Source organism: Coleofasciculus sp. FACHB-712, from assembly GCF_014695635.1.
Taxonomy (GTDB): domain Bacteria; phylum Cyanobacteriota; class Cyanobacteriia; order Cyanobacteriales; family FACHB-T130; genus FACHB-T130.
This window is the reverse complement of record NZ_JACJOQ010000178.1, coordinates 1-20731: the sequence shown is the minus strand read 5'-3', so window position 1 is coordinate 20731 and position 20731 is coordinate 1. Positions and strand designations below refer to the sequence as shown.

Annotated in this window: 20 protein-coding genes; 7 read left to right on the top strand and 13 right to left on the bottom strand. The window is 48.6% G+C overall.

Going from position 1 to position 20731, the window contains the following annotated elements:
• From H6F50_RS04890 to holA, 5 genes are all read right to left on the bottom strand, one after another.
• Positions 1 to 272 (bottom strand): GTP-binding protein (locus H6F50_RS04890; protein WP_277879318.1); only part of this gene is annotated, 272 nt, incomplete at its 3' end.
• A gap of 96 nt (positions 273 to 368) precedes the next feature.
• A complete protein-coding gene (locus tag H6F50_RS04885; RefSeq protein WP_190426920.1) occupies positions 369 to 1070 on the bottom strand; it encodes an urease accessory protein UreF in 702 nt (233 codons plus the stop codon).
• 146 nt (positions 1071 to 1216) lie between these two features.
• Positions 1217 to 1660 carry an urease accessory protein UreE gene (gene ureE, locus H6F50_RS04880; protein WP_190426916.1) on the bottom strand — a complete coding sequence of 148 codons (444 nt, stop codon included), beginning with the start codon at positions 1658 to 1660 and terminating at the stop codon, positions 1217 to 1219.
• 98 nt (positions 1661 to 1758) lie between these two features.
• A complete protein-coding gene (locus H6F50_RS04875; protein WP_190426914.1) occupies positions 1759 to 2238 on the bottom strand; it encodes a DUF4168 domain-containing protein in 480 nt (159 codons plus the stop codon).
• 339 nt (positions 2239 to 2577) lie between these two features.
• Complete coding sequence (gene holA, locus H6F50_RS04870) at positions 2578 to 3597, bottom strand: DNA polymerase III subunit delta (RefSeq protein ID WP_190426911.1); 1020 nt, start codon at positions 3595 to 3597, stop codon at positions 2578 to 2580.
• A gap of 34 nt (positions 3598 to 3631) precedes the next feature.
• Between holA and H6F50_RS04865 the strand changes: the two genes are divergently transcribed.
• The 3 genes from H6F50_RS04865 to cbiE all read left to right on the top strand — a co-directional run bounded on the left by H6F50_RS04865 (position 3632) and on the right by cbiE (position 6459).
• On the top strand, positions 3632 to 4417 hold the full coding sequence (locus H6F50_RS04865; RefSeq protein ID WP_190410208.1) for a DUF1868 domain-containing protein: 786 nt from the start codon (positions 3632 to 3634) through the stop codon (positions 4415 to 4417).
• Between the two features lie 52 nt (positions 4418 to 4469).
• Positions 4470 to 5087 (top strand): cobalt-precorrin-8X methylmutase, encoded by a 618-nt coding sequence (locus H6F50_RS04860; protein ID WP_190426908.1) that lies wholly within the window; start codon positions 4470 to 4472, stop codon positions 5085 to 5087.
• Between the two features lie 94 nt (positions 5088 to 5181).
• Entirely contained in the window at positions 5182 to 6459 is a 1278-nt protein-coding gene (cbiE, locus tag H6F50_RS04855) for a precorrin-6y C5,15-methyltransferase (decarboxylating) subunit CbiE (protein WP_190426906.1), read from the top strand.
• A 17-nt stretch (positions 6460 to 6476) separates the two neighbouring features.
• Here cbiE and H6F50_RS04850 read toward each other — a convergent pair whose 3' ends face one another.
• Positions 6477 to 7358: a type II CAAX endopeptidase family protein gene (locus H6F50_RS04850; protein WP_190426903.1), complete on the bottom strand. Its 882-nt coding sequence runs from the start codon at positions 7356 to 7358 to the stop codon at positions 6477 to 6479.
• Between the two features lie 229 nt (positions 7359 to 7587).
• On the bottom strand, positions 7588 to 8013 hold the full coding sequence (locus H6F50_RS04845) for an AbrB family transcriptional regulator (protein ID WP_190410204.1): 426 nt from the start codon (positions 8011 to 8013) through the stop codon (positions 7588 to 7590).
• Positions 8014 to 8467: 454 nt separating this feature from the next.
• Here H6F50_RS04845 and H6F50_RS04840 point away from each other — a divergent pair, with 454 nt between their 5' ends.
• Positions 8468 to 9487 carry a succinate dehydrogenase/fumarate reductase iron-sulfur subunit gene (locus tag H6F50_RS04840; RefSeq protein WP_190426900.1) on the top strand — a complete coding sequence of 340 codons (1020 nt, stop codon included), beginning with the start codon at positions 8468 to 8470 and terminating at the stop codon, positions 9485 to 9487.
• Positions 9488 to 9517: 30 nt separating this feature from the next.
• Positions 9518 to 9718 (top strand): chlorophyll a/b-binding protein, encoded by a 201-nt coding sequence (locus H6F50_RS04835; protein ID WP_190426897.1) that lies wholly within the window; start codon positions 9518 to 9520, stop codon positions 9716 to 9718.
• A 148-nt stretch (positions 9719 to 9866) separates the two neighbouring features.
• On the opposite strand, the gene H6F50_RS04830 is transcribed toward H6F50_RS04835, so the two are convergent.
• From H6F50_RS04830 to H6F50_RS04805, 6 genes are all read right to left on the bottom strand, one after another.
• Positions 9867 to 11054 (bottom strand): TRC40/GET3/ArsA family transport-energizing ATPase, encoded by a 1188-nt coding sequence (locus H6F50_RS04830; RefSeq protein ID WP_190426895.1) that lies wholly within the window; start codon positions 11052 to 11054, stop codon positions 9867 to 9869.
• Between the two features lie 33 nt (positions 11055 to 11087).
• A complete protein-coding gene (locus tag H6F50_RS04825) occupies positions 11088 to 11489 on the bottom strand; it encodes a DUF2358 domain-containing protein (RefSeq protein ID WP_190426893.1) in 402 nt (133 codons plus the stop codon).
• A 23-nt stretch (positions 11490 to 11512) separates the two neighbouring features.
• Complete coding sequence (locus tag H6F50_RS04820) at positions 11513 to 12082, bottom strand: hypothetical protein (RefSeq protein ID WP_190410199.1); 570 nt, start codon at positions 12080 to 12082, stop codon at positions 11513 to 11515.
• 99 nt (positions 12083 to 12181) lie between these two features.
• Positions 12182 to 13450: a DUF4912 domain-containing protein gene (locus H6F50_RS04815; RefSeq protein ID WP_190426891.1), complete on the bottom strand. Its 1269-nt coding sequence runs from the start codon at positions 13448 to 13450 to the stop codon at positions 12182 to 12184.
• A gap of 747 nt (positions 13451 to 14197) precedes the next feature.
• Positions 14198 to 15160 (bottom strand): AEC family transporter, encoded by a 963-nt coding sequence (locus H6F50_RS04810; RefSeq protein ID WP_190426889.1) that lies wholly within the window; start codon positions 15158 to 15160, stop codon positions 14198 to 14200.
• A gap of 88 nt (positions 15161 to 15248) precedes the next feature.
• Positions 15249 to 17687 (bottom strand): IMS domain-containing protein, encoded by a 2439-nt coding sequence (locus H6F50_RS04805; protein WP_190426888.1) that lies wholly within the window; start codon positions 17685 to 17687, stop codon positions 15249 to 15251.
• Between the two features lie 169 nt (positions 17688 to 17856).
• On the opposite strand from H6F50_RS04805, the gene pdhA reads away from it, so the two are divergent.
• Positions 17857 to 18891: a pyruvate dehydrogenase (acetyl-transferring) E1 component subunit alpha gene (gene pdhA / locus H6F50_RS04800; RefSeq protein ID WP_190426886.1), complete on the top strand. Its 1035-nt coding sequence runs from the start codon at positions 17857 to 17859 to the stop codon at positions 18889 to 18891.
• Between the two features lie 185 nt (positions 18892 to 19076).
• Positions 19077 to 20731, top strand: a 1655-nt coding sequence (purL, locus tag H6F50_RS04795; protein WP_190426883.1) for a phosphoribosylformylglycinamidine synthase subunit PurL, incomplete at its 3' end; no start/stop codon positions are given.

The following is a 20731-nucleotide window of genomic DNA, read 5'->3' as shown; positions in this document are numbered from 1 at the left end:
AATCGCTGTTCCATTTGTTCAATGGCGGCGATGTTCATGGAAGCGTCTTCGCGGATGGCAGTATGGGGACAGCCGCCAGTTTCGACACCCAGGATGCGATCGCTTTCCAAGGCATGACTTCGCACGAGAAACTGGGCATCTTCCTGGGTATAAATATCATTCGTGACTACAGCAATTTGATATTTTTGCCGCATCGCCTTACATAAGGCTTCAACCAAGGCAGTTTTTCCCGAACCCACTGGGCCAGCTACTCCAACCCGAAAAGCATTCATAAAATTTTCTGAAAGCGAATGGCTAATTGCTCATCGTAGCAAGGCAATTAACGATAAGCTATTCCCAGCTTTTACTAGTTTTTGTGCCGATTTCTTTTAACTCCGAAATAAGCGCGTGTACTGTGTTTCGTGAGCGATACTCGCCAATGCTAATCCCCAGCCGCAACTACTCAGGGCGTCATCTTCTAACGCTAAAATTTCCTTGGCAGCCTGAATCAAGATGGGTTGTAGTTCTAGGAGTAGCTGTTGCCCAGCCGTTTGTCCGAGGGGAATTAATTTGACCCCGGCTGCGATCAAATTGGTTGCCCAGCTGTGTAAGTAGCCCAAGAGGGCAGATGCAGCGTCGATTTGCCAATGGGCGGTGGCAATGCCGAAAGCGATCGCATAATTACAAGGATTCCCGATCGCATCCGCCATTGACCGAACCTGCGGCTGTAATTCCAAAAGCAATCGCATGAGCGATCGCCCCATCTGCCAACTTTGCGCTTGCAACTCCTGTGTTTCCTTAGCAGCAGATAACCAGACATTCCAGTAATTTAAAGCCTCTAAATCCCCGGCAATTGCCCCCCGATATCCCCGAATCATCACCGCTGCTTCCAACCGAATTGCCCCATAACCCAGTTCCTGTTTGAGCCAGTGTCCCAGATGTTGCAGGTTCTCAATTACACCAGCATCGACGAGGGTTTCCAGCCCTTCGGAATAGCTATAAGCACCTACCGGCAACGCGGGACTCACCAGTTGCATAAGACACAGCAGGTTAACTGGAGAATGGGGAATCGGTAATTGCTCGTTAGTCATTGTTGGTACGTAGGGAGTGGGGAAGAGTTTTAGGATGAAGCCTAGAGTTTTGTATCGGTTCTCGTTAAAACTCAGACGCGATTATCGCGTTTCTACAAATCAAAACTCAAAACTTAAAACTCCCCCATTACCGATTACCCGATTAACTAAGCGTGATGATGGTGTCCATAGGCACCCATTTCTGGATAAAAAGGCGAGATTTCCTCTCGTACCTCCATCCCCAGATGTTCCAGCATTGACTTTAAAACTGGGTCGGGAGACAACCGCAAATGAGTGGCAGCGATTTCTATCGGTACATGGCGATTGCCTAGATGATAAGCCGCCCGCACCAAATCGAGGGGTTTCTGGGCAGTCGCAGTGAGAACGGGTTCCGGTTTAGCCACGATTCTCACGACGATATCACCGATTTCAGATTGAAGGAGATCGCGATCGCGCAACACGGTTCCTCTGGGTAAGCGCAGATACAAAGCTTGCCCCTCAGCAGTTTCAAAGCGATAGCGGCTGCGCGTGCGCTCCTCGGCAGTCAGAAAAAGAGTAAAGTTGACCGATGCATCCAAATTGGCGGGAAAGCGTTGCGTTATCGTTAGCATCACTGGAATCTTTAGTCAGCAAGTTATGGTGATGCTACTAACATCAGCACAGATGACATCAATATCCGAGTCAAGCAGGGTCAGCAAAAGTTTATTTTTTACTGAGCTTGCAGACGGATCATTTCATTTTTTATCTGTGCTGCTACCTCCGAATTTTTTTGCGCCTCCACCGTAATTTGATTAAATAATCCAATGGACAAACCGTTGCTCTCAACAATCTTTTGAGACTGTTTGCAGTAATTGATGGCAATGGCCTGTGCATTTCCTGGAAGCGATCGCAGGCTATTCGGCTGGCTGCAAGCAATATTTGGAGGACTGCCCACGATTCTTTTGATCTCGTTATAGGCAGCTTGGCGACCCGGTTCCATCGCCAAAACAGCCCTGGCGAAGTTGCTTAAGTCCTTAGAGCTGAAGGGTGATTGAGCGTATGCCTGAGAACTAAAGTCAATGCTATGAGAGCGCTCGGATAGACCGGGTGCAAAACCTAACAACAGACTTAGAGCAGCGAGAGTACCAACACTCAGGCATTGAGATAAGACTCGATTCAGAGAGCGACGTGAACTGTATAAAGTCATCATGATCTAGTGCGACCAAAAAATAGAAAATCAAAACACACACGGATTACTTTTTCTGAACTGTTTTAAGGGTGAGAAGTTCCAGCTAGAGATGGGCATTCGTAGATTTACATCTCGTGTTGGTACCTCAGAAAACAGAAGCCTTCTCCCTACGGAGTAAGGATCGAGTAGTAATCTACAACTAACTACGGATATTATGAGTGTGAGGATTTTACCACACTTTCGCATAAAAAGCGGGGTGTTACCAAAGCTGTAACGATTGGGTGGTATAGGTAGCGCTTTCCTCCCTACCTCTAGGTGTAGAGGTAGGGAGGAAAGAAGTCTTCCTACGTGTTTATGCCTTCATTGATACAATTGACACAGTTCGATAACTTTCATTTGTAACGTTGAAATGGGGTCAGCTCCTCGCTTGAGGGCGACTTCCAATTCCAGGAGTAAGGGTAAGGTTAAGGTGAGGTGACGCACAGAGAAGTCTTTGACTTCTTGGCGCAGAAAGTAAATTCGTTTGGGGTTGCCGATTTCTGCCGCAGTTGCGATCGCCCGTTCATCTCGCTCACCGCTCTCTACCATCAGTTTCACCCACAACCAGGTACGAAATTGACCGATGAGGGTGGCGACAATCCGCAAAGCGGGTTCGTTATGACCAATTAAGTCGGCAACCAGCGAACAGGCGTGGGCGGTATTCCCCTTGGCGATCGCCGATGCGAGCTGCAAGCTGTTTTGGGTGTTAGAGGTTACTAGGGCAGCAACGACTTCAAGGGCGATCGCGTCTTGGGATACGCCTGCTTGGTCAGAAGCGGTGGGAAGAGGCTTCGGGATACCGGCGTAAACCTGCAACTTTTCCAGTTCGTTCCAAAGTTGTCTGGTATCATTTCCCACAGATTGGGCTAACAGTTCGGCAGCTGCGGGGGTTAGTTTTACACCGACTTGCTGGGCAACCTGACGCACCTTTTTTAGCAGTTCTTCAGTTTTCCAGGGCGGGATGAGCGAAAATTCTCGAATATCAGCATGGTTTTGCAGCAGCTTCGTAGATCGGAGACGCCCATCGGGTTTAGAGCGAGTCGTCAGCAAAAATACTGAAGACTCAGGAATCGCCGGTATCGTACGCTCCAGTTCAGCCAGCAGATATTCCGAACAGTGCAGGCATATAGTAGTATCAACCAACCATACCAAACGGTAGGCGCTGCCAAAGGGTGGTGTCATTGCTTGGTTTAAAGCAGTGATGACCGCATCGGGTAGCGCTTGAGAAATTTTGTCATAGTTAAAGTTAGCCCATTGGGGGTCGAGAATGCGATCGCGCAGGGAGTCAACAGCTTTTTCCAGGGCAAAATCATCCTCACCCCAGTAGAGGTAAATTGGCATTAAAGCATCTCTGAAAAGTACGAGGCTATTAAGATTGGACGAGACTTATCACACTTATTTAAATCGGGTAGCACGGCTAACACTACCTGCAACCTACGAGTCCCAAGTACAGCATATACAGGAGTCTCCGAAGTTTAAGCCCTCCCCGTCAGGGACAAGACAAGCCGTGCCTTTCCCTGGCTATTCGGCGATCACGCCACCTGCGGGAGAAGAATCCGAGAATGCGACGTTTTACGAAAGCTTGAAAGCGTGCCAAGAGCAACTCCTACAGCAGCTAGATCCTGGTTTTATTGTGCCAGTCCCTGCTGAGAGTTTTCATGTGACCTTAGCAGATTTGATTTGGGACAGTGCTTATCGGCACACCACGAGTGAGAATCCGGAGTTTGAAGAACAACTGCGCGATCGCATTGCTCAAATTTTCGAGCAGTCCCAGCCATCTCTCACTGGCGGCAATCCGATGCTTTGGCAGTTGCTGGGGTTGATGGTAATGCCCCGTGCAGTCGCGGTTTGTTTAGTCCCCAAGGACGAAGGCACTTACGAGCGAATGTTGAAGTTTCGCCGGTTTATCTATCAAAGTCGGAGTTTGATAGAGTTGGGGATTGAACAGCAATATCGTTTTACTGCCCATGTGACGCTGGGCTATTTTGGCGATATTTCACCAGATTTGAACCGCGCTCGCTTGTGTGAAAAACTTTCTCAAATTAACAACCAATGGTTGGAAAATTCTCCAGAAATTTGGACACACCAAGCGCAATTGCGAAAATTTGACGATATGACCCGGTATTATCGGGAACCTGATTGGCCCGTTTTAACTTTTTAAAAACAATCGGCTAATAGCGGCTTACAAATCGCTATTAGCTGACTCCTGATTTATGAGCTTACCCATTCATCCCATCCTCCAGCAAAGTTTTGCTCTCATCGATCGAGAAATTGGCGAACACCGCTTTAGCCCCTCCGAGTACGCAATTGTACGTCGAGCCATCCACAGCACCGCTGATTTTGAATTTGCCCAATTAATTCGATTTAGTGAGGGGGCGATCGAAAGCGCGATCGCTGCCTTGCGGCGTCGTGTGCCGATTGTTACAGACGTTGGCATGGTCAAACAGGGAGTGGCGGGAATGGTGGCGCAAACCTTTAACAATCCCCTGGTTGCCGCTGTGGAACAAGCAAGCGTTGCTCTCCCTGGCAAGACGCGCACGGAAACCGGCTTACTAAAATGTTGGCAAGAATTTCCAGAGGCAATTTATGCGATTGGTAATGCTCCCACTGCTCTGCTGGCTTTGTGTGCAGAGTTACCCTCGGCACCCATTCAACCGGCTTTAGTGATTGGCGCACCCGTTGGATTTATCTCCGTCGTAGAGTCTAAAGCGGTACTAGAAAAGACGCCCGTACCCCAAATTCGGATTGAGGGGCGCAAGGGCGGTTCACCGATTACCGCTGCGATTGTGAATGCTTTACTTCTGTTGGCTTGGGAGGCAGAGGAATGTTAGGGATTCGCTGCCTATTTAGGGTCACGAAAAACCGATTTGCGTTGAGTCGGTATCGCAGCGACTTTCCGCCATCGGGTGCATTCAGCCGCTATTCATGACACTGGTACACGTTGTTGGAATTGGCTTGGATGGTGCAGATGGGCTGAGTCATGGTGTGCGGGAGATTGTAGAGCAAGCGACGCTGTTAATTGGGAGCGATCGCCATCTCTCTTACTTTCCCAATTCCTCAGCCCAACGTTTGATTCTGGGTGACTTGACAAAGGTAGTTGTGGAAATTCGCGATCGCCTGTCTGCGGGTTCTGGCGGCATTGTCGTATTGGTGAGTGGCGATCCCCTCTTTTTTGGACTAGGACGGCTGTTGGTGGCACAACTACCCTCAGCAGAATTAACGTTTCATCCGCATCTGAGTTCGGTTCAGCTGGCTTTTAACCGGATTAAGGTTCCCTGGCAGGATGCGCGTGTCATCAGCGCCCACGGGCGATCGCTGGATGAGTTAACCCAAGCGCTGCAACAGGGCATTGAGAAGATTGCTGTATTAACCGATACCCAAAATACGCCGGAAGCGATCGCTCGTCTGTTACTCGCTTTAGATTTACCTAGCACTTATGAGTTCTGGGTTTGTGAAAATTTAGGCGGTGCCGATGAGCGAGTTCGGTCTTTTCCCTGTGTCGGAAGACAGTTAATTACGGCTCTACAAGAGCAAGATTTTGCTTCTTTGAATGTTGTTGTCTTGCTACGTCCCTCTGATTCAGGGAGTAAGAGTGGGGACGCATTCCTACCGAATCTGGATGCCCTGCCGATGCTGGGAGTCCCGGATGGGAGTTTCTTGAGTTTTAGCGATCGCCCTGGCTTGATGACGAAGCGGGAAGTGCGGGTTCTTGTACTGGGAGAACTGGCGCTACAGCCGGGACAAATTATTTGGGATATTGGGGCAGGTACTGGCTCAGTTTCGATTGAAATTGCCCGTTTATTCCCCACTTCTCGCGTCTATGCGATTGAGAAAACGGCTGCTGGCACGATGTTAATTCAGCAGAACTGCGATCGCTTCCAAGTAGAAAATGTGATTTCTATTCATGGCAGCGCCCCAGAAGCTTTGTACAGCCTCCCTGCACCTAACCGCATCTTTATTGGCGGTAGCGGCGGCAATTTAACTGAAATTCTCGATACCTGCAATTCGCATTTAACGGCTTCAGGGCGCTTGGTACTGGCACTCGCCACGCTGGAACACCTGAATGAGGCTTTGAGTTGGTTATCGCGTCAGCAATGGGATTATCACTTGTTGCAAGTACAGCTATCGCGTTCTGTGCCCGTGGGATCGCTGACTCGGTTTTCCCCGCTGAATCCCGTCACGATTCTGGCAGCAAATCGCTGATTTTAAAGATGCTCATTTTAAAGATAAATTTGCCAGATTAAAATCCCAGTTCCCAGCAGACAAAAAATTCCCGCCGCACCCGCCAGAGGCTTTTCTCCCAAACCAGTTACCCAAGCCGGAACAATGCCGGTGTATCGAATCACTCTCGTCGTATCCAAACTTGCGATCGCCCAAATCCATCCGGCGTGAAGTCCCCACGCCAAGCCTAGATTCCCATCATCACAGACACGAGCCAGCACTAATACCATCCCCATCAGCCATAATCCCGGTAGCTGAGGCAATGTTTCCTGCTGTTCCCAAACCAAATGAAGCAGCGCAAAAATTAAACTAGAAACTGCCGCCGCTACCCAAGTTGAATAATCTTGCTGGAGTTCCGTAAGCAGAAATCCCCGAAAAATTAACTCTTCAATTCCACTAATCAATAATCCTAATAACAATGTTGGTAGTAAGACAGATCCGACTACCGACCACAGATTTTGCGGTGGGTTCTGTGTATCTTCATAGAGAGGATTCTCTTGAGATCGCCACTCGACCCAGCCCAACGCTTTTTGGATGCCAAATACCACTAGCAGACTTAGCACCCCTAAAGCGAAGCCTTGTCCTAGTGAAATGAATATTGAAGCTTTCCAGTCCAACCCATAATCCGAAAAAAAAGCCCCCTCCACCCAAGCGGCACCCCAGACGATCGCAGGGGCAATTAAATAGAGCGAAGCTAATAAAGGAAGCTTTTGCTCTACAGCCAAGGGGTGAAAGGGTCGCCATTTCAGCACTGCTGCCAAAGGAATCGCAACTGGCAACCAAAGAACTAACCAGACAATGAAGAAAGCGATCGCCTTCAACACAGCAGGAGTTTGTGGAAGTGATACCAGCCACCAATCGGCTCGATCAAAAATAGGCATTGTTAAAGACAGCTTTCATTGGCTCAAGCGTAACACCTCAAGTTTGGGAAAAAACTGCCTTATTTACCGCTGGGGGTAAGCATGAACCCCCGCAGCTTTTATGTCTAGTCCACAAAAGATGTATTTGCTTTCCCTAGGATGCTCCCTTGAAAGGAGAGGCAGTTGCTTCTAACAAATTTCCCGATAAATTTGTTAGAAGCAACGCCATATCAGAAAGCATTACCGCTTATCATGCAGTCGCCTCCTCACTTTCGCTTTCATCACTGGTATCGTCTCCAGTCTTACTGCCACCATCCACCTGAATTAGGTGAATATGCTTGTAACCCAGCTTAATTTCAAACTCATCACCAGGCTTTAATCCCATTGCCTCAGTGTAAGTTGCACCAATAACAATTTGACCATTTTTGTGTACGCTTACACGATAGGTTGGTTCGCGACCCCGACCATCTTTTGTTCCTTCTGGATCGAGGGGAACACCTTTCGCGCCTAAAACTGCGTCATAAAAGTCTGTTAAGTTGACGCGAGTCTGGTTGTTCTTTGTTACGGTGTAATAGCCACAGCGTTTTGCTGTTTCTCGCCGTGGTAAGTGTGAAAGCTCTTTTACTTTTTGAAGCAGTGCTTTCCCTGTCAATGGAGCTGTTGCGGTTTCACTCATCGCTATATGCAAAATACACTTCAATCTACAGTATAGTAAAGAGTGTCTAATGCCAATATTTGGCTGACTAAAAAAATATATCGTTAAATCACTCAACTTTCACAAGGATATTTACAAGAGCATCCTCCAAATTCTTAGATTGCAGCAAAATTGCGTAATTGGGTAAAAGTTGAGGTTCTTACTACCAGATAGCAGATGGTTAAAGGACAGACTAGAGACTAGAGACTAGAGATTTTGTAAAGTTTAAAGTATAAAGTGTAAAGTATTTACTTCTGAAAATCTATCTTTTGGAGGGGAAGACAGGAGAGCTGTCTGTTTTATCCTTACAAGCCTTCGGCATCTAAAAATTAGCTACACCCCTTAGTCTAGTCATGCCAAACAAAGCTTGTATTTGTCTACAGATCCTAAATTCAGCTTTAGACTAGAAGTTAGGAGCAATGAAGAGCTTTGAAGCATGCAAGTCTTTTTTAAGGTCATCCGGCAGGAGCAAAATTCCTCTCCTGTAGTACAGACTTACACGTTGGATGTCGATCCTGGTAACACAATTCTGGACTGCCTAAATCTTATTAAGTGGGAGCAGGATGGAAGTTTAGCTTTTCGCAAGAATTGTCGCAACACAATTTGCGGCAGTTGTGGAATGCGAATCAACGGTCGTTCCGCTTTGGCGTGTAAGGAAAATATTGGCAGTGAAGTGCAAAGGCTGCAACAGATAGCAGCGAGTGCTACCCTTTCAGATGCCCCGCAAAAACCTTTAGATGCCATCCCAGAAATTACTATTGCACCAATGGGCAATATGCCGGTCATTAAAGATTTGGTAGTGGATATGCGTAGTTTTTGGGATCATCTTGAAGTAGTTGAACCCTATGTGAGTACGGGGGCAAATCCTATACCGGAACGAGAGTTTTTACAGACACCCGAAGAACGCGATCGCCTTAATCAAACAGGCAATTGTATATTGTGTGGTGCCTGCTATTCTGAATGCAACGCCCGTGAGGTCAATTCGGATTTTGTAGGACCTCACGCCCTTGCAAAGGCTTATCGAATGGTAGCGGATTCTCGTGACGCCGAAATAGAATCCCGTTTGGAAAATTACAACGAAGGCACCAAAGGCGTCTGGGGTTGTACCCGCTGTTTTATGTGTAATACGGTTTGTCCGATGGATGTGGCACCAATGGATCAAATCGGCAAAATTAAACAGCAAATTCTCGACCGCAAGGACGATCAAGCCAGTCGTTCGATCCGTCACCGGAAAGTATTAATTGATCTAGTGAAGGAAGGTGGTTGGATTGATGAACGTCGGTTTGGTTTACAAGTCGTGGGAAATTCTTTTAGAGACATCAAGGGGATGATTAGCCTGGGGCCACTCGGATTAAGAATGCTGGCTCGCGGTAAGTTTCCTTTGGGGTTTGAGCCGTCTGCTGGGGCTGAGGTAGTGCGATCGCTCATTGAATCTGTCCAAAGCCTTGAGTCTTAATCATATTGAATCACGATTGAAGTAAAAACAATGAATCCTGAAACAACTTCCCCAGAACAATCACCCATAGAAACACCCGCAGAAAATTACAACCAACCAGAGCCTGCTTTCGGCTGGACGCTCTACTCCGAGCAAATCAACGGACGATTCGCAATGGTAGGGTTTGTTGCTTTATTGGTGCTGGAATTTTTCACCCATCAGGATTTTTTTACCTGGCTGGGTTTGCGCTAATCCGCACTTAAAGACATGGATTGGTTAACCGCCAATTCCATCCGTAGGGGCGTGGATTTGTGAGTTGCTAATTCCATCCGTAGGGGCATGGTATAAACACGCCCCTACGCATCTAGATTCTGCCTTAATATCTACCCAAATTAACTGGCTACACCTGAACCGGAGTGCTAAACCGGATTTTAAGATAATCATCCTCCATCTTTGCTCCAGCCGGTTGCAGGGCTGCCAAGGCTTGCGGTAACACCAAATTGCGGCGGTGATTGCCTATCGTAATGTTTAATTCATCGCCGGTTTTACTTAGTTGGATATTATCTTTGGCAATACCGGGCAAGTAAAGTTCTAAGCTGTAGTTATTTTGGTCTTGCACAACCCTCAGAGTGGTTTCCTTGTAATACACCTGAGTGGGATCTTCATCTTTATAGAGCGTTTCCTTTAACCGTTCTAAAGCCTCTAACCCACACATTTCTTCTGAGTAAAGCGGAACTTCCTTGACTGGTAAGGGATGGAAGTTTTCGTGAATTTCCTGCCGATATTGCTGCTGGCTTTCTTTCCAACGTTGAAAGAAAGGGTCGGTCACTTGATCGGGGATAATCCGATTTGCCACCACTAAATCCGTAGCAACATTGTATAAACTCAAATAAGCATGGGCGCGGAGAGACTCTTTAATCACCATTTTTTCGGGATTGGTGACGAGACGGACCGAAGTCTGAGTATTGTCACTCAATACTTTTTCTAAAGCTTCAATCTGCTCGTAGAATTCAAAGGGAGCGTCCATTACCTCTTTATCGGGCAAGGAAAAACCGGCAATTGGTCTAAAAATCGGTTCAACTAGAGGTCTGAGCGCTACTGATATCCCCTGTAACGGCTTGTAAAAACGTCTCATATACCAGCCGCCGACTTCCGGTAGACTGAGCAATCTTAGAGCCGTACCAGTAGGAGCTGAGTCAATAATTAAAACGTCAAACTCGCCTTCATCGTAGTGGCGCTTCATGCGTACCAAACCAAAAATTTCATCCATACCGGGAAGAATTGCTAATTCTTCCGCTTGTACGCCTTCCAAGCCTCTTGCCTGCAAAACTTGGGTAATATAACGCTTAACTGCGCCCCAGTTGCCTTCTAATTCCATCAGAGCATCTAATTCAGCCCCCCACAAGTTTGGACGAACCTGTCGCGGATCGTGCCCCAGTTCCAAGTCAAAACTGTCGGCGAGAGAGTGAGCGGGATCGGTACTTAAAACAAGGGTTTTGTAACCGAGTTCGGCACAACGCAAGCCAGTAGCGGCGGCTACAGAAGTTTTGCCAACGCCACCCTTGCCGGTCATCAAAATTACGCGCATGAATGCTTTTTTCCTATCTGAGAATTGTTTACGTTACTTATTATTTTTTCCCTGTTTTAAGGGTAACAAATGTTGTTTCAACACATCAAAACGCGAACATTTCCAGTAGTCGATATGGGAAGCAATCATTCCATCAGTGTTGAGTTTCAACTCACTCCAGCCTGGGATGGTGATACGAGGTTTCCACGGCAGAGGGGTATTCCAGCTCAAAGTCCACTCAAGTTGGATTGTATCTCCGGATTTGCGAATGTCATGTAAATCCATCTTGACGTTCATAAACCAGGTTTTGATAAAGCCAATCATGAGTTTGTAACGCTCAAGACCATTAAATTTGTTCAGCGGATCTTTGAAAAAAACGTCTTCTGCATAGATGCTGTAGGTTTGGTTTTCTGGAAATCTTTGGTAGTCGTCTTTGAGGATTTGAATGATGTCCATAAGACTTAGAGGGTGACAAGAAGCTACGGTTCGATTTCAGTCCAGAGGCGTTCTAACTGACGCCGCCATGCTGCCAGCACTTCTTCACGAGCCTCTGGAGGCAGATCCAAATCGCCCATGAGACCTTCTTCGTAGAATCGATCGAGGGTTTGGAGTGTGGCTTCGAGGGATTGTCCTTGCTGCTTGGCAGCCAGGATAATTTGACTAATTCGACTTTCAACGAGCTGATTAAAGCAGTCAGATAAACCTGTCTGATGCAGAGAAATGAGTCGCGCGATCGCTCCTGAAAAATCCTCTACATTTAAAGTCTCAAGATTGTGCTGAAATACACCCCATAGCACTCCCTGATTCAGGGCGTAACGAGTCTCCTGAGTGTCATCAAAGTTGGCTTCCAGCAGCTGTTCTACAAACGGTTGCGCTTCTTGAGCGGGTGCAATCGGTAAGAGAACTCGCAGCCAAGAACTGTCATCGGAAAGCAGCACCAACAGACGCATCTGAGTCGTTTCTACTTGCCACAAGCCGGGGGCAGTTGCTTCAATCGCTGCGGCATCAAATAGTTCTGTAAGGGTTTTGGTAATGTCTTCAGGTTTCATAATTTCCAAATAATAAACCCCCAGCCTTAGCCGGGGGAAACTTCAAAAGACAGAAGATTGAGGACAGAAGGAGGAATTTATTCCTCATCCTTCATCTTTTCAAGAGAGCCATTCCTCAACAGCATCTTCTTTGGTGTTGGTATTGCGCGATGGCGTTTCGCGGTTAAACTTCATGTGAATCGAGCGAGTTTGCTCGCCATCAGCCGCCACTGCCATAATTGGGTAGTCAATCAGACCATCTTGGAAGGACATCTGGAAGCGGAAGGTGCCATCTGGATTCAGCTTGATGGGACGACCGCCAATTGTGACTGTAGCATCTGGCTCGGTAGCACCGTAAACAATGAGTTCAGCATCGGCAACCAACCAGAACTGGCGAGGACGCATCGGGATGCCGGAACCTGAGAAGCCAGCGCCGGACATTCCCACACCAGACATGGTAAGACCAGATACGGTAGGAACTGCCCACATCCCAACGCCAGAGGGGAAGACGTAGGAACTCAGAGCTTGTTCGGCAAGGGACACTGACTGCATCGAACCAGGTACTTGCTGCATGGAGCCAAACAACGAACCGGCTACCCGTTGAGCTTCGACGGTCTGAGCCATGCCGAAGATTTCGTCGTAAATAGGATTCCCACCTGTGGCTACACTACCGTAGCCAGCCATTGCCATTTTCTTGGCAGGGGGAACCAGTTCGAGGAAAGTCTTGCCGCGTAGGTCTTCTTCCCAAGCAACGGTGATGAATTGGTCTTCAATCCAATCTGAAGGATAAACGGGAGGAACGCGGACGGGAGCGGAACGAGCTAAGACGAGCCAGCGACCATCAGCACAACGGTAGCCGATGTCTACAGCATAGTCGCGATCGCTCACGGGCATCGGCAAATACCATTCCCGCGCTAGCTCATCGCAAGGATATTCCTGAATGCTGTGAGGGCTTTGATATTCCAGATTCACGTCGGTGACATCATAGAGTCGCAGCGCGAGTTGTTGTCCTCCCTGACGGCGTAAATCTTCTTTATGATCGTTGGGGATATCCCAGTAGGTGTATGCCCATTGGGGGTCGCGAGGCATCAGGACAACCCGGCTTTCACCGTAGCCACCCGGAAGATCCCCTAGACCTTCATCTACGGATGCAAGGGTTCCACCTGTGCGATCTTCCTGACCCAGTTCAAATTTTGCTGCTTCCACTTCTTCTTGCGCCTCCACTATACGAGTTGAACCGAGAGAAATCTTGGTGCGTTGAACTTCTTTAATTGCTGTTAGCAGTTGCTCTTTACGCATTCTGCTGTATCGAGAGATGCTGCATTCGCTAGCAACTTTACGGAGTTGCCTTAATGTCATCTCTTCCAATGGTGGGCGTTCTTTTGCCATAACAAATAGTCTCCGGTAGTTTGGGCGGCAGTTAGGTTACTTCTCTAGAGACGGACTAGCAAAGCAGCACAAAATGCTATTTCGCATCTCTTCAACTTCGGAAAGTTGTGCCATGTTATCCCCTTTCTGAAATCCGTAACATCTCAATGGTTAGCTGCGGTCTTGAATGAGCCGGTGTCAGTCTTGAATAGGGGCTGCTTTTGTGACGCCAAGAAGACTGACTGGCTTTCTTGGCTGGATTGAGAATCTAACTGAGCGCCCAGGATTTTAGAAATTTGCTGATTACAGCATTTCTTTGGGATCGCGGGATCGCTTTGTTAATTTCATGTTGCAGAAAAATACCGGGTTAGGTCAAGGGGTGTTTCAGCCGATTATAGGTATATCTACGAAGTTATAAGGGACTTGGGGATCGAATTGTCATGATATTTTGACATTTGCGAACGGATTGGGATCGCCGTAACTTGTCAATTTGTGGGAAGCATTCCCATGCAAATCTACAATGTCAGAGAATTATGACAAAAGAAGCGAAACCCAGTCACTTTTTTGGGGCAATCGTTTTTGGGGCAATCGTTGAAATCTGTCCTTGCCCCAATCCTTCCCCAATCATTAGAGGCAAAGAGAGATTGGTCTCATTCTTAAGCTCCCCTGCCTTGGGAACGTTTTCTTCAGAGGCTCAACTTTTGGTAATCGGCAAGAAAGCTAGATTAATGAGGCAGAAACGAGAACTCCTGTATTGGCGTTTTCGGATTAACCATATACAAGCAGCCAAACCGGAATCATCAACAGTAGCAGTCCGATACTTAGGACAATACTGCTGGCGGCTAAATCTGGGTCGAGATCGTACTCCTCCGCCAGGATCAAACTCGCAAAGGCAGTGGGCACACCTGCCATGAGAACCATTGCCAAGCGGGCATCGCCCGATAAACCAATTAGGGTGGCTGCAATACCCACCAGTCCTGGCATCACCACAACTTTCACCAGGGCAGGGAGTAAGGCAACCCGAAAACTCTTCCATCCTTGTAGCTGAGCGAGCCGTATCCCCATTAGCACAAAGGAGCTAGCAATGACAAACCCTACAGAAGCTTGCAGTCCTGATTCTAGTAGAGTCGGCAGTTCAACCGAGCGAGTGAGGTATCCGAAACTAAATGTCCACAAGGCAGGAACGGTCAAGATATCTCGAAGTTGAATCCACCAATGATTTCGCTTTGCGGGTCGCCCAAAGTAGCTGGCGATAAAGACACCAATTCCATAGGTACCAATGATGTTATTCGTGACGCTGTAGAAGACGGCTAGACCCACAGCTTGAGTGCTAATCAAAGAAGGAGCGATCGCTAACCCCACAAAACCTGTATTGCCCAGCATGGCAGACAGGATGAAACTTCCGTAGCGAGGGCGGTCTAAAAAAGGCAGAAAAGAAGACTTTTTACTGTCGCCATTTTCACGGCTGAAGCGTTTCCAGACCTGCAAACTTAGCCATGCAAAAGTAAAACCGACCGCCAAAGCTCCTATGGCAATTAGCGGCACTACTCCAGCATTTTCTGATAAGTTTGCCTGACGAGCCAGCGTCAGAATTTGTAGCGGCACCCCAACCCAATAAAGACCTCGCCCCAGGAACCGGGGTAAGGAACTGGGGATAAACCTAAAGAGTATGAAACCGAGTACCGTCCACAAGATGATGGGGGTATAGGCATGAAATAAGGTTTCGGTCATTCGTTATTAGCCACTGGTTATCAGCCACGGTCAAGCGTTAACAATCGGTCGCCTAATGACGAGCCGACTCATGACTAATCCCCAATGACTACCTCAGAACCTTCATGTCCTGGATCAGCCACTGACCATCTTTGCGTACCAGGTCATAACGCACGCGCAGGCTTTCATCATAGGAAGAAGCTTGATTGAGCTTACCTGCTTTATAGAAATCTGCGGCTTCATTCACCTGTGCATCCACTTTGGCGCGATCGGGATTGCGATCGCTCATTTCAACAGATTTTACCTCGACCTTGTGCCTGTACTTCCAGTACGAGTTACTGTTCTTTGTGCTTTGAGAACGTTTTTGCCAACGAGATAAAGCGGGATCGGCAAGGATTTGCTGTAATTTTTCGACGGTATGCTCTTCACCCAAGGCATCGGCTTTACTAGCAAGCCAAATCTGAACCAATTGTCGAGCCGTCTCCTGGGTTAGAGGGCCAGATGGACTCAGTAGTTTGCTGCCCGGTTCGGGAATGGGTACTGGAGGAGCAGCTAGCTGTACCATTGGTTGCTCTCCTTCTAAGAGCGGGCCTGAGAAACTTCTCTGGATCCAACTGAAAGCAGCGGTCGCTAGCATTAGCAAGACTCCCAAACTGAGAATCCCGGCAAGTCCCAGTAAAAGAAGCCGTCCGGTTTTTGCCGAGCGCAAGGAAGCTGTAGAACGTTGAAGACGACCGCCTGAACGACGAGCTGATACATCTCCTCCCGTGGGGGATGCCTTGGACACAGAATCTGGTCTCCGCAACCGACTCGCGATTGTTGCCCGTGGTTGTTCATTTTGTTCCGGTGAATTCCCTCGGCGGCGCTGACGCTTCGAGGCAGAATCCCCAGGCAGGCCCGGATCGTTGCCTTCTGGTTCTGGAGACCGAGAAACTCGTTCTGCCGCCGGTAAATTCGATCCTCCCCCTGTTTGCGGGCGATCGATTGTAGCGGTCATGGTCGCCGTTCGATGAGCCGCACCAGATTGCTGTTCCACCAATTGTTGAAGGCGATCGCGCGAGGAACTTTCTTCAGCATTGGGACGCAAGGGCGCGTTGCTAGATGCCGCATCGCTCATCCTGCCCCCATTCTCTCCACTGCCGTTCCGCCCACTGGAGCGAGATACCACACTCTCCGGTCTGCGAAATCCTGGGGAGTCACTTGTCCCTCGCGAGACGGGAGTCGCAGCATAAGATACTTGCTGAGTCGGCAATACCGCCCACTCATTGGTTGTATCTTCCTCTACTGGCAATTCTTCTAAGTAAGCCTGAACCTGGTCATCGGCAAAGTAATCCTTCAACGAAGCTCGCACCGATGCCAAATCTCGGAAGTGGGGAAACACTTCTGCTTGCAACCAACGCTCCCCGTACAAACACAACCCAGGTAACAAGTCTGGCGCGCCCTGAGAATGTTCTCGAATGAAGGCGAGGGGTTCGTACTCCTGGCTGAGTTCTAAGGCGCGACTGGCTTCTTCCGTCTGACCGAGAAGAAGGGCACACACCGCCTGTTCCAAATGCACATCCTGACGCTTGCCTAAGCGCATCAGCATCTGCTTAGCTTGTCTAATTAGACCCGGCTGTCGTTGGGCAAACCCCCGACCTAGTAAAGCATAAACCGCTAAATAGGTAGCCACTGCCGAGGGACGACGCGCTTCTGCTTCAAAGAGATTCTGCTGTTCGGCGGAGGTCAAGTAGCTCCGCAGCTGCTGAATGAAGCGGAGAAAGTCATCAATGTTCAGTCCCGATTGATCGTCTCCGGTGCCATCGATGCCGCCGCGTTCTTGCAACATTTCTTGCAAATGCTGCAATCCTTTACGGCGTTCGGTTACTTTGTCTTCACTACTCGCGAGTAATTCCAAAATTCGGTACGGGCGAAGCTTGTAAAGATCCGCCTGAATTTCACCCCGCAGGCTGGCAAAGATACCTTCTCTCAATAGTAATTCTTGACCCGTCTCTAGGGAGGTGGCGGCGTTTTCATATTGACCTTGCTGCCATTGCTCTCGACCTAGTTCCAGACACGCCAATGCCAGCGTCAACACAATATCTGGTTGCACTAGCTGAGGGTTGCCCAAACGACCCTTTTCGATACTGGTGCTAGCACGGCTGAGGAAGGGGCGTCCCAGCTTCAGCACCAGTTCGTATTCTCCTAGCTCCTGTAAGATCAGCAATGCCCCAACGAATTGCTCATCTTGAATTTCGATGCTGGGCGTATAAGGGTCAAGGTCGGTGTCTGCTGTACCATTTCCTTCCTGACGAGTTGCTGTTCCTGATTCTGAATCCAGGTCGTATGTTTTTGTCAGAAATGTAGCGTCGTAAGCGGAACGCTGTTCTGGATCGCACAGAATCGCGTAAGCTTCGTCTAGCAGTTGTTTTCGGGCGGCGATCGTGATTTCTGAATACTCTCGTCGAGGAAGTTGCAGAGCGCGATCGCGATACGCTTGCTGCAACTGCTCAGCCGTAGCCTGAATCGGCAGGCCCAGAATCCGGTAGTAATCGAGCGGAATTCTCACAGTCTACTTCCTCAGCCCCAGGCAACTAAATTAATCTGTATCTGTACGAGCGAACATAAACGATAGAATAGGTGCGATAATTATACCCCCTAGCTTCTATAGTAGAAGCTTATCTTGGTAGATAAAAACCGCCGTTCAACCAATCACGTCAAGTTTATCCCTTAAATCAATGGTTCAGGAACGCATTTTACCCGTCTTTCACGCCGATCAAACCCAAATCACCAAAGAAGAAGGATTGATCCTTTACGAGGACATGGTCTTGGGGCGGTTTTTTGAAGATAAGTGCGCCGAGATGTACTACCGGGGCAAAATGTTTGGTTTTGTCCACCTATATAACGGTCAAGAGGCTGTGTCAACTGGCGTCATCAAGGCAATGCGCCAAGATGAGGATTATGTTTCCAGCACCTACCGCGACCACGTTCATGCTCTGAGTGCTGGGGTGCCTGCAAAAGAGGTAATGGCTGAGTTGTTTGGTAAGGCAACCGGCTGTAGTAAAGGGCGCGGCGGCTCGATGCATATGTTTTCCTCGGAGCATAAACTGCTGGGAGGTTATGCTTTTGTGGCTGAAGGGATTCCTGTTGCTACGGGTGCGGCTTTTGCCAGTAAGTACCGCCGCGAAGCCTTGGGAGATGCCGGTTCCGATCAAGTAACCGCCTGCTTTTTTGGCGACGGTGCAGCGAATAACGGTCAATTTTTTGAATGCTTGAATATGGCGGCGCTGTGGAAACTGCCAATTTTGTATGTTGTGGAAAACAACAAGTGGGCAATTGGTATGGCGCACGAACGGGCAACTTCTGTACCAGAAATTTTCAAGAAAGCCCATGCCTTTGGTATGGCAGGTGTTGAGGTTGATGGGATGGACGTGTTAGCAGTTCGTGCAGTCGCCCAGGAAGCGATCGCGCGTGCCCGTGCGGGTGAAGGGCCAACCTTGATTGAAGCCCTAACCTATCGCTTCCGAGGTCACTCTCTCGCTGACCCTGACGAACTTCGTTCTAAAAATGAGAAGGAATATTGGTTCGCCCGCGATCCAATCAAAAAGTTGGCTGCTCATCTTGTAGAACACAATCTGGTAGACCAAGAAGAACTCAAGGAAATTGACCGGAAAATCCAAGCCGTCATCGACGATGCGGTGCAGTTTGCCGAGGAAAGCCCAGAACCCGATCCTAGCGAACTGTACCGTTATATTTTTGCCGGGGATGATTAACAGTTAGCGTTAATAACGGTAGTCAAATATAGGGTAGGCAATGCCTACTCTATTTTTTTAGATGCGCTTTAAAACTCCTTAAAATTGACACAATTTTATATCCGTTAAAGTTACAAGCACATTTACCGCATAAGTAGCGGGGAAATATCGATACAATAACCCTGTGCCGTTCGTGCAAGGGTTCCATGTCTACAATCTCATCCGCTCCGTTTACCCCCGAAGAAATTGCCGCAGAAGGTATAAAACCAGAAGAATACGAAGACATTGTCCAACGGCTAGGGCGTCATCCGAATAAAGCTGAGCTAGGGATGTTTGGCGTCATGTGGTCGGAGCATTGCTGCTACAAGAACTCGCGACCATTACTCAAGCAGTTTCCGACTGAGGGCGATCGCATTCTCGTCGGCCCAGGAGAAAATGCTGGTGTTGTAGACTTGGGCGACGGACTGCAACTCGCATTTAAAATCGAATCTCACAATCACCCGTCAGCAGTTGAACCGTTTCAAGGGGCTGCAACGGGAGTCGGCGGGATTCTCCGGGATATCTTTACAATGGGTGCGCGTCCCATCGCCTTGCTAAACTCCCTCCGCTTTGGTTCTCTCGAAGATGCCAAGACGCGGCGACTGTTCAATGGTGTGGTGTCGGGAATCTCCCATTATGGCAATTGTGTGGGAGTCCCTACGGTGGGCGGTGAAGTTTATTTTGATCCAGCTTATTCTGGCAATCCACTTGTGAATGTCATGGCCTTGGGATTGATGGAAACTCCGGAAATTGTCACATCTGGAGCCGTAGGGATTGGAAATCCAGTGCTGTATGTGGGTTCTACGACTGGGCGAGATGGCATGGGCGGGGCGAGTTTTGCGAGTGCAGAACTCAGTGATGAGTCGATGGATGACCGTCCAGCGGTACAAGTGGGCGACCCTTTCTTAGAAAAATCTTTAATTGAAGCTTGTCTAGAAGCGTTTAAAACGGGTGCTGTTGCTGCCGCGCAGGATATGGGCGCAGCAGGCATTACCTGCTCTACGTCAGAAATGGCAGCGAAAGGTGGCGTCGGGATTGAACTGGATCTAGACAAAATTCCCGTGCGGGAAACGGGGATGGTGCCTTATGAATATTTACTCTCTGAATCTCAGGAACGGATGCTGTTTGTTGCTTACAAGGGGCGCGAACAGGAGTTAATTGATATTTTCCATCGCTGGGGTCTACAAGCTGTCGTTGCAGGCACTGTGATTGAGCAGCCGATTGTGCGGATTTTGTTCCAAGGCGGCGTGGCGGCAGAAATTCCAGCAACGGCTTTGGCAGATAATACGCCCATTTATCACCGAGAATTGTTGACTGAAGCGCCAGAGTATGCGCGTGTAGCTTGGGAGTGGACAAGCGATCGCCTTCCGACTTGTACCAGTGCTGGCATTGAAATTCAAGGTCGTTCTCTCACCTGGAATGACATTCTTTTGACTTTGTTAGATACTCCCACAATTGCCTCTAAGCGTTGGGTTTATCGTCAGTACGACCATCAGGTGCAAAACAATACTGTGATTGTTCCAGGTGGCGCAGATGCAGCCGTGGTGCGGGTACGTCCGCTAGAACCTTCGCCAAATTACTCGATTAACCAGGGAGAGAACAAAGGGGTTGCTGCCACTGTCGATTGCAATGCTCGTTACGTCTATCTTGACCCCTATGAAGGAGCCAAGGCAGTCGTCGCAGAAGCGGCTCGTAATCTTAGTTGTGTGGGAGCCGAACCTTTAGCAGTCACGGATAACCTAAATTTTGGGAGTCCAGAAAAGCCGATAGGTTATTGGCAACTGGCAAATGCTTGTCGGGGAATCGCGGAAGCTTGTCGGGA

Coding starts and splice junctions, on each gene's coding strand:
- holA (WP_190426911.1), bottom strand. CDS start 3,597: ATGCCAATTTACCTCTACTGGGGTGAGGATGATTTTGCCCTGGAAAAA.
- H6F50_RS04830 (WP_190426895.1), bottom strand. CDS start 11,054: ATGCGCGTAATTTTGATGACCGGCAAGGGTGGCGTTGGCAAAACTTCT.
- H6F50_RS04840 (WP_190426900.1), top strand. CDS start 8,468: ATGCAAGTCTTTTTTAAGGTCATCCGGCAGGAGCAAAATTCCTCTCCT.
- H6F50_RS04825 (WP_190426893.1), bottom strand. CDS start 11,489: ATGGACATCATTCAAATCCTCAAAGACGACTACCAAAGATTTCCAGAA.
- H6F50_RS04860 (WP_190426908.1), top strand. CDS start 4,470: ATGAGCTTACCCATTCATCCCATCCTCCAGCAAAGTTTTGCTCTCATC.
- H6F50_RS04885 (WP_190426920.1), bottom strand. CDS start 1,070: ATGACTAACGAGCAATTACCGATTCCCCATTCTCCAGTTAACCTGCTG.
- H6F50_RS04835 (WP_190426897.1), top strand. CDS start 9,518: ATGAATCCTGAAACAACTTCCCCAGAACAATCACCCATAGAAACACCC.
- cbiE (WP_190426906.1), top strand. CDS start 5,182: ATGACACTGGTACACGTTGTTGGAATTGGCTTGGATGGTGCAGATGGG.
- pdhA (WP_190426886.1), top strand. CDS start 17,857: ATGGTTCAGGAACGCATTTTACCCGTCTTTCACGCCGATCAAACCCAA.
- H6F50_RS04850 (WP_190426903.1), bottom strand. CDS start 7,358: ATGCCTATTTTTGATCGAGCCGATTGGTGGCTGGTATCACTTCCACAA.
- H6F50_RS04875 (WP_190426914.1), bottom strand. CDS start 2,238: ATGATGACTTTATACAGTTCACGTCGCTCTCTGAATCGAGTCTTATCT.
- ureE (WP_190426916.1), bottom strand. CDS start 1,660: ATGCTAACGATAACGCAACGCTTTCCCGCCAATTTGGATGCATCGGTC.
- H6F50_RS04845 (WP_190410204.1), bottom strand. CDS start 8,013: ATGAGTGAAACCGCAACAGCTCCATTGACAGGGAAAGCACTGCTTCAA.
- H6F50_RS04820 (WP_190410199.1), bottom strand. CDS start 12,082: ATGAAACCTGAAGACATTACCAAAACCCTTACAGAACTATTTGATGCC.
- H6F50_RS04815 (WP_190426891.1), bottom strand. CDS start 13,450: ATGGCAAAAGAACGCCCACCATTGGAAGAGATGACATTAAGGCAACTC.
- H6F50_RS04810 (WP_190426889.1), bottom strand. CDS start 15,160: ATGACCGAAACCTTATTTCATGCCTATACCCCCATCATCTTGTGGACG.